General features: G+C 36.9%; 8 protein-coding genes and 1 pseudogene. 7 read left to right on the plus strand and 2 right to left on the minus strand.

Features of this window, described 5'->3' with window-relative positions:
* Window positions 1–512 precede the first annotated feature (512 nt).
* The 6 genes and pseudogenes from JCM21738_RS19730 to JCM21738_RS19755 all read left to right on the plus strand — a co-directional run bounded on the left by JCM21738_RS19730 (window position 513) and on the right by JCM21738_RS19755 (window position 5,495).
* Entirely contained in the window at window positions 513–1,748 is a 1,236-nt protein-coding gene (locus tag JCM21738_RS19730) for an EAL domain-containing protein (RefSeq protein WP_023626581.1), read from the plus strand.
* A 21-nt stretch (window positions 1,749–1,769) separates the two neighbouring features.
* A pseudogene (locus JCM21738_RS19735) lies at window positions 1,770–2,206 on the plus strand (DUF86 domain-containing protein).
* A 162-nt stretch (window positions 2,207–2,368) separates the two neighbouring features.
* Window positions 2,369–3,133, plus strand: a complete 765-nt coding sequence (locus JCM21738_RS19740) for a TIGR01457 family HAD-type hydrolase (RefSeq protein ID WP_023626583.1) — start codon at window positions 2,369–2,371, stop codon at window positions 3,131–3,133.
* A 479-nt stretch (window positions 3,134–3,612) separates the two neighbouring features.
* Window positions 3,613–4,359: an HAD family hydrolase gene (locus tag JCM21738_RS19745; RefSeq protein WP_023626584.1), complete on the plus strand. Its 747-nt coding sequence runs from the start codon at window positions 3,613–3,615 to the stop codon at window positions 4,357–4,359.
* A gap of 217 nt (window positions 4,360–4,576) precedes the next feature.
* Complete coding sequence (locus tag JCM21738_RS19750) at window positions 4,577–5,011, plus strand: hypothetical protein (protein WP_023626586.1); 435 nt, start codon at window positions 4,577–4,579, stop codon at window positions 5,009–5,011.
* 49 nt (window positions 5,012–5,060) lie between these two features.
* Window positions 5,061–5,495 (plus strand): hypothetical protein, encoded by a 435-nt coding sequence (locus JCM21738_RS19755; RefSeq protein WP_023626587.1) that lies wholly within the window; start codon window positions 5,061–5,063, stop codon window positions 5,493–5,495.
* Window positions 5,496–5,917: 422 nt separating this feature from the next.
* Here JCM21738_RS19755 and JCM21738_RS19760 read toward each other — a convergent pair whose 3' ends face one another.
* Both JCM21738_RS19760 and JCM21738_RS19765 read right to left on the minus strand, forming a co-directional pair.
* Window positions 5,918–6,421 carry a hypothetical protein gene (locus JCM21738_RS19760; protein ID WP_023626588.1) on the minus strand — a complete coding sequence of 168 codons (504 nt, stop codon included), beginning with the start codon at window positions 6,419–6,421 and terminating at the stop codon, window positions 5,918–5,920.
* A gap of 510 nt (window positions 6,422–6,931) precedes the next feature.
* Window positions 6,932–7,477: a hypothetical protein gene (locus JCM21738_RS19765; protein ID WP_035209963.1), complete on the minus strand. Its 546-nt coding sequence runs from the start codon at window positions 7,475–7,477 to the stop codon at window positions 6,932–6,934.
* Between the two features lie 867 nt (window positions 7,478–8,344).
* Between JCM21738_RS19765 and JCM21738_RS19770 the strand changes: the two genes are divergently transcribed.
* Window positions 8,345–8,632 carry an IolE/MocC family protein gene (locus JCM21738_RS19770; protein WP_023626590.1) on the plus strand — a complete coding sequence of 96 codons (288 nt, stop codon included), beginning with the start codon at window positions 8,345–8,347 and terminating at the stop codon, window positions 8,630–8,632.
* Window positions 8,633–8,767: the final 135 nt, after the last annotated feature.

Below are 8,767 nucleotides of genomic sequence, written 5' to 3' on the forward strand. Positions count from 1 at the left end.
CTCGGAATTGTGACAGGTTTGAGGTCAAAGCCAGAAAAGCTGTCAAGAAAAAGCCAGAATTGTGACAGGTTTGAAGGGAAAACGAGAAAAGCTGTCAAGAAAAAGCCAGAATTGTGACAGGTTTGAAGGGAAAACGAGAAAAGCTGTCAAGAAAAGCCCGGAATTGTGACAGCTTTGAAGGGAAAGCCAGAAACGCTGTCAAGATAAATCCAGAATTAAGTCAGATTTGACAGAGAAGTGAGAAGTCCTGTCAAAATCAAGCTTTAATCACATTAGCTTTTAACACAAAATCTCGAAATCACTCCCCAAGCAGACCAACGCCCTCCTTATCCACATTTCCACTATATAAAAGAAGTAAAAATATTTCGAAATAACTATCTAGGAAAAAAGGTCTATTTTAGCTAAATATGGTACAATTAATAAAAAGTTCTAGTCATCTTGTGAGAGGATTGAAACCTATGGCCCGCCGTGTTACTAGCATATTAGACAACCTGCTTGGTTGGGGAAAAATAATGTTGCCGCATTCTACAATATGTTATTACCCTCCACAGTTCATTTTGCGGAACCCTGTCGTTTCTGGGGTAAAGAAAGCCTTTAACAATGGCTTTGAAGTTGCTGTTATTGCATACACCATCAAGAATCACCAGGAGCTTGCTTCACAGCTTGGTGAGGAGAGCTGGAAGTTTCATAAGGCTTTGAAACGGCACTTTAGAAGCGTTATTGAAAAGGAAATCGACAAAGAGGACATGATTGTCCTGCATGATTACTATAGCGACAGCCTGAGTCTGTTCATGCGGATTGACCATAACAGGTACTGTATCTCTGAAATTGATGTGAAAATGAAGAAAATCCTCAGGGAAGCGGAGAGCAGGATTTTTCAGGAGTATCCTACTGTCCAGCCTATCTTTGATACTGGGTTTATTTTTATCGATAAATCGGTGGATTCCGTTCACGGAGCGGTCTTAAAGGCGCATCAGCAAGCCTTTGCGATGGCTGAAAAGCGAATCCAAACCGAATTCAACGAAATGGTTTATGAAATGAAAAGAATTATTGCGCAACAGAATATCAAGCTTTTAGCACAGCCAATCATAGACGTCGCGACTAAGGAAATCCGGGCGTGGGAGATGCTGACGAGAGGGCCGGAGGGAACTGCGCTAGAGAGTCCATTGCAGCTTTTCTCTGTTGCGCGGCAGACGAATACGCTCTATGACCTGGAAATGATCGTGTTGAGAAAAACGCTTGATCAAATCACTTCGACTGGTTGTCGGGATGATATTTTTATCAATTTCACTCCGATCACCCTTGGGAATTCCCGATTCGTCCGGGACCTGAAAAACATGATGCAATCATATGACACGATCCAGCCCAACCAGATTACCTTGGAAATTACCGAGAGGGACTCGATTGAGGGAATCGAGAATTTTATCTATAATATAAAGGTGTTAAGAGGAATGGGAATCAAAATAGCGGTTGATGATACTGGAGCAGGATATGCCAGCTTGAATACGATAAGTGAAATCATGCCGGATGTCATCAAGATCGACCGTTCCGTCATCGAAAATATTGATAAGAACTCTGTGAAGGAGTCAATGCTGAAAGGACTGCTGCTTGTTGCGAGGGAAGCGGGGTCCACCGTCATTGCGGAAGGGATCGAGAATGAGCATGAGGCATCGGTTCTCTCACGGAACAAGGTTGAACTGGCACAAGGTTATTTTTATGCCCGTCCCGGCTTATTGAAAACCGTCTAGCATCTTATGAGGTGATAATGAATGTACTTTGTCGACAGAGATCAAATCGAAGAAACATTACTGTTTTTAGAGAGACAAATCGACTTTTTTGAAAGCAATGGACCATGGGAAACGCCAATGGAAAAATCAGCCTTGAGCGTGCGGCGCACACGATGGTAGAGGCTGTGCTTGATGTAGGCAACGCGATGATCGATGGCTTCATCATGCGCGACCCGGGAAGCTATGAAGATATCATTGATATCCTGAATGATGAAAAAGTTGTTACTCAGGATATGAGCGCAGGGTTGAAAAAAATCGTCATGTTCAGAAAAATGCTTGTCCAGCAGTATACTGCCGTGGACCATGCCAGCCTGATTGAAACCTTCAAGTCCGAGCTTCATCATCTCAAGCTTTTTTCCGTAAAAGTGAGAGAGTACTTAACGAATGAATTAGGGCCGGTTTCCGCTTTTAAAAAGTAATTAGGACATAAGAGGCCGTTATTTTGCGGTCTCTTTTCTTTTATTCATTAGATGATTGACAATGGCGTGAGGTTTGTCCTTTGCACTCATTGCCCGCCTTATATAAAATAGGAGTATTCGTTTTTAAATGACATGGGAACGATATAGTTAGGAGTGATTATTATGAAAAAATATAAAGGGTATTTAATTGATTTGGATGGGACGATGTATCGGGGATCAGAACGAATCGAAGCGGCTTCTGATTTTATTAAAAGGCTGATTGAAGCGGAAATTGCATATTTATTCGTTACGAATAATTCATCACGTACACCTGCACAGGTGGCGGAAAAGCTTCGCAGCTTTGATATTCCGACGACTGAGGAGCAGGTTTTTACAACAAGCCAGGCAACAGCCAACTATATTCATGAGCAAAAACAGGATGCGACTGTATATGTTATTGGCGAAGAGGGAATCCAGACAGCAATCCAGGAAAAAGGACTGAAATTCGCAGGGGAAGACGCTGATTTTGTTGTTTCAGGAATTGATCGCGGCATTACATATGAAAAGCTGGCTGTCGGATGCCTGGCGGTCAGGAATGGGGCAACCTTCATTTCGACAAATGGGGATATCGCAATCCCGACTGAACGGGGACTGCTGCCGGGCAACGGTTCGTTGACTTCCGTGATTGCTGTATCTACACAAACAGATCCGATTTTTATCGGGAAGCCGGAATCTGTGATCATGGAACAGGCATTAAAGGTACTTGGGACAGAAAAAGAGGAAACACTTATGGTCGGGGATTACTACGATACCGACATCCTTGCAGGAATGAGAGCAGGGATGGACACACTCCTCGTCCATACAGGAGTAACAACCAGGGAACTGCTGAAAGGGTATGAAGAAATGCCAACCTATACAGTGGACTCGCTGGACGATTGGGAAGTTTAAGAAGACAAGCTAAAAAGGGACTTGAGCCGCTGAAGGCATCAAGTCCCTTTTGTTTAAACCAGCGCTTGTCAGGGCTGACCAAGGCGCTTTCGGCTTTTCTTTTAATCCTCTACGTTTGCCGCTCTGTGGGCTAGACGGCTTGAAGCCGCAGCGGCTACTGCTCCTACTATATTATATATCAAAGTATAGTTGGATAAAAATCCAAAAACCCATTATATCAACATTATAACTATTTTTATCCAAATGATAAGTAAATTTAAAGAGTGATTTTACATTATTTAATTATGCATAACTCATAGTGAAAAGGGAAAAGAATATAAAACACCAAATTGACCAGCTAGTTATTACAGGTTATTAATTTTTTCCTTAAGCCCAATGACTGTAAAATAATGCAAACCAAAATTGTAATTTCTATGAACGATGTTAATATGAACTTACATATAATATCCATACAACACTGTTGCAAAGGAGTTTTACAAATGAAAAGACAGACATTGATTTTAGATTTGGACGATACATTAATTCACTGTAATAAATATTTTAGAGATGCGGTAAATCACTTTGCTTCTCAGCTTCAAGAATGGTTTCCTAAATTAACAAAAAAGGAAATAAAAGAAAAACAATTGGAAATTGACATAAAAAGTGTAGAAAAACACGGCTTACACTCTTCAAGGTTTCCAGAATCTTTGGCAACCACTTATAAATACTTTTGTGAAGTCAATAATCGTGCAACTAATGAGGAAGAAATTGAGCGTGTTCGAATAATTGGTCAAGAAGTTTTTCAGATAGAAGTGCAGCCGTTCCCATCTATGTATGAAGTGTTGCAGGAGTTGCAATCACAAGGACATCAGTTATACCTCTTTACAGGAGGGGACGAGGCGAATCAAAATAGAAAAATTATTCAGCTTGAGTTAGAGACCTACTTTGAGGATAGGGTGTTTATATTCGAGCATAAAAACACTGAAGCCTTAAAACAAGTTTTAGACTCAATAAACTATGATAAGAAGTCCACTTGGATGATAGGGAACTCATTAAAAACTGATATTCAGCCAGCAATTGAGTTGGGGATAAACGCTGTCCACATCCCAGCAGAATTAGAATGGACGTTTAATAACAGTTTTGAGATTAAAGAAGATTCAACATCGAACTTTTATACACTAAAGACCCTTAAAGATGTCCCTAGATTTATAAGAGAACACGCAAAATATGACCGTGAGGCAATCTGATATTTCGACATTGGTAAGGTTAAAAACACATTGAGCATTAAATTGTTTATATGAAAGACATCCTATTTGGGTGTCTTTTTAATGGCTTTTTTCGTTGAGATTGTTGCTTTTAAATATAACAAGGTGAAACTTACTTTTTATGGTATTATATTTACAGTAGCTGCTCTACAAACTTAGGGGATTGCGGAATAAGTATTGTTAAAATGGGGAGATTTGTATGAAAAAAGTTCTAAGTGTGTTGCTATTGGGTATTCTTTTCACATTAACGGGATGTATTGGAGAAGATTATGATTTTACACCCCCTAGTGTCACCCTATTCGAAAGTGACATAACCTTAAAAGAAGCAAACATAGATTGGAATTCTGATAAACAGTATCAAAAAGAAACGAAGGACATCCTTCAGTTAGCAAAAAAACAAACACAGAAAAGTGTCAGCCCAAATGAAAAAGACTTGATTATTTTCGATAGCGAAGACTTTAGGGTTGACGAACTAACAATCCACCTATGGAGTGAGGGTGAGAAATCAAAAATCGAACTCGATAAAAATCGATATTTTCACTTCCCTAAAGAGAAGGGGGAATATCTAATTGAAGTTGACTTGCTCACGGACAAAGGGACTGCCGAATATGTAGGGAATGTGGTTGTAGAGTAATATAAATCGGGTGCTTTTTTGAATAACTTATCAAAAACAAATTGATAAATTGGAAAGAAAGAAAAGCGTTTCCGAAAGTGTCCTGAAAAAACTTTTAGACCAAAAGCACACGGTTGTTGTGGACATAGATATTAATGTGTTTAAAAAAGAAATCGAAGATAAAAAAAGACACCAAGAAATTAAAAGTCAATATTTTCAGTTAATTAAAGTTTTTCTGTTGAGACTTGATGTTCATCCAGTGGCGGAAAGCAGCTTCAAACCCATAACATCCACAATTAACGAGAGTGGCAGCGGGGTACCTCGTGCTTTGGTGGCTTATTATTATAGCATTCTACATACAATGAAAAAATATAGTACTTCTACATTTTGTCCAATAATCATTGATTCTCCAAATCAGCAGGACCAGGATGAGAAGAATTTAAAGAAAATGATGGAATTTATATTTAATGAACAGCCTGAGGATTCGCAATTAATTTTAGGTTAGTCGATTTAGGAGACTATGATTTTGAGGGGAATGTAATTGAGTTGACTGAAAAATATCATCTTCTTCAAGAGGAATCATACGAAGAAATTTCAAGAGAAGTTAGAAGTTTATTAGATAAGAGCCTTTTTTAACCTTAATAGGAAAAACAAAAATAACAATAGCTATTATTGGAATGTAAGCTTTTATTAGGATTACTATAGTTATTAGGGGAGATTAATTTCCCATTAATTAGGATTGCTTCGATGGACTATTTTGGGTTTTGATGGAGTCTTGCTAACACAATGAGCAAGGCTCTTTCGTTGTAATTTTTCCATTTGTAAGGTTTTAAATGCATACAGACCACTAAATAAGCTGTAATGTATTTACAAGAACATTCAAGATAAACAAAGATTGTATAAAAAACCTAGATTAGATAAACTAATCTAGGGAGTAAGAACAGCTAATTTCTCTTTCTCTTTCTGTTCTAAATATTGCAATTGCAAATCGTATACTTCTTGTCGAGGTACAAATCCCTTTAGAGACCCTCTCTTAAATAAAGCGTCGAGCTTTTTAACTTTTTTCGTAATCGCACGCTTTAAAGCCTCTTTTTTGATTTCACTATGACTACCATCAACAATGAAAGGAGCTCCTATGAACTCTTTTCTTAAGTAGAACATATTTTGTATAAGCAAGTAATTGTCGTAATGATTGATATCATCCAGGGGATGAACTAAGTCAGGCTTACTCGCTGACAAATTTTTATATTTATCATTCTTGTCGTCATCCTTACTTATAGGGATGCAGTTCACAATATCAGGATTGGTACTATCCTCAATTGCTAAAATCAGAACAGGTCTATTCTGTTTAATAGGAATCTTGTAATTTCCCCAATCACATATAGTATAGAACTCACTAGATAACAAAAAGACTTTAAAACTTTCTGACACGCTATTTACCCCCAGTAACGAGAAAAGAGCAGGAAGAAATCCTGCTCTAAAAAAATTTACGCATCCGTTATATTTAAGTTGCGTACGGACCAGCAACAAATTTACACATCCGTTATGTTTGAGTTGCGTACGGACCAGCAACAGATTTACACATCCGTTATGTTTGAGTTGCATACGGACCAGCAACAGATTTACACATCCGTTATGTTTGAGTTGCATACGGACCAGCAACAGGTATCCTATAAGCTAAGTATACCATACAATTGTATTTTGACAAGAGCTATACATACTTATAAATTTCCTTTAGATTGAAAAGTAAACGTGAGACTTGTGTGAATTTATCTTCTGCAGTGTCAAAGTAAAGTTCTTGGAGGATTTTGATGTACGTTTATTCCTATGATTTAGTTCCGAATGTAGTTATAATAATCAATCATTTGTTGTGACAATCTACATTTAAGATAGTTGAAGCAGGCGAAGTTCTTCTTAACATTATGCTAATTTTATTCATTGCTATTCTTCATTATTAAGAAATTCTTTTAAAAAGTTCTTGAGTTCCTCAAACTCTTCTATCGGCTTCGTATATGTAAGGTTATCTCCAAACAATCCTTTAATAACATCATTCTCCACAATACCTTGTTGGTCTTTTTTCCATTCCCATTTACCCCTTCCACCCGATAAATCATATAATTTGAATGTTCGTATTGGCACTAATTCGTTATCTTCTTTATTTTTTTTATAGAATTCCCACTTCATCGCATCTGTTAAAATAACTTTATTATTATTCTTGGCAGACAAATGACACCTTAGTTCTTTTTTTAAGTTTTCTCCATATTTTTCATAATCTTTCTTATAGATAGGCTGCAGATACGGTGATTTAACCTCTACAACGGCGCGATATTCAACATCGTTTTCTTTATTTAGCCAGTTCCAATTTTTAGTTATTATTAAATCAGGGGTAAATGCCTTTTCCTTCCCCGTTTTATCGATGTATGTTCCGCAATATTGCAAATAATCATGTCTATTCGTGTCTGGTCCTTTTTTTTTCACTATTTTCAATGTCAAGGTCGGCACAGATGGCACTTATAAATTTTTTTAACTACTTCGTTCTGAAAGTTTATTTCTCTTACATCGTTATTTTTTTTATACTTTTCAAACCACCTTTTATAATCATCAAAGGTAACTTCGAAATCATTCATTGTTATCACTCCACAAATTCCTATTTATTTGTATATTATTCTTCGGATTTTCATACTAATGTGCATAACATTGATTTCTTATAACATTTTTATTTGAACATTAATAGTCTAATCTTATTTAACAGTAAATGCTCATTCCCTTTGTGAGTTCCTATTAGACAAGCCTGCATCGCTTGTTGAATAAGGAATTTAATAAATAGGTTCCTCAAACCTTCTGAATCAACTCGCCCGTTGTTTAAGTGGGGAGTTTCGCAAGACTATTATTTCAAACGAATTGAACAAATTTATCATTTTGCTCATTTATAAATATCGTTTTTTGGAATTTGGTTCTACAGAAATTATAAACAATCACCCATCTTCCTGTTTTAAAGTCTCTTGATGACCTTTTTTGATACCCATCCTCTAAATCCACTTTCTTGAGCTTTCATATTTGTATTAATTCTATCTTCCGCAACATTCTATTGCCAGGAAAATTAACATACCTACTTTTGACAAAAACACAATCTTCCATAATCTAGTAAGATGAAGTTGAAGTTAATGATAAATGCCAATTTACATATAGGAGGCTTGGTTTCGGATAAGTCAAAGAAAGTTAGAAATGTTGCGCAACCATTCCTTGGACAATGAAAATGAGCCAAGTTGAAAAAGGATTTAAAGTTAGAAGAATAAGCTATAAAAGGTGGGTTTCAAGGTAAAAGATGTACAGGGCAAGCTAGGGGGAACACAGTTGTTAAGAAGTAAATTTACAATGAATATTGTACTTTTTATAAGCACGTTAGTGATTATTGGTTGTAATAAACCTCCCAAGCAAGGTATAGAGGAAGGTGTTTTGAAAAAAGAATACTATTTTAATCAATCAAAAGGAATTAATTGTGTAGGAGCATTCAAAGATGACACAGTAAAATTTAGACTTTTGCTTGAAGAGGAACCAACAGTTAAGGAAGCCTATAAATTGTTCAACGAAGTACTCAACGCTATTAGTAAGCATTCAAACAGTAAAGAGACCTGGAACTAGTACAAGAGGTTTTCGGGATTACAGGCACGACATCTTAAGCAGAGAAAACTAAAACTTCTGAAGCAATATATGTTTAGTGTTGATAATAGAGTTTCAGATATAGTTACTCCCGAAATATTAGTTCAGATAGTGTCC

The organism is Mesobacillus boroniphilus JCM 21738, assembly GCF_000517385.1.
GTDB classification, from domain to species: domain Bacteria; phylum Bacillota; class Bacilli; order Bacillales; family Cytobacillaceae; genus Mesobacillus; species Mesobacillus boroniphilus.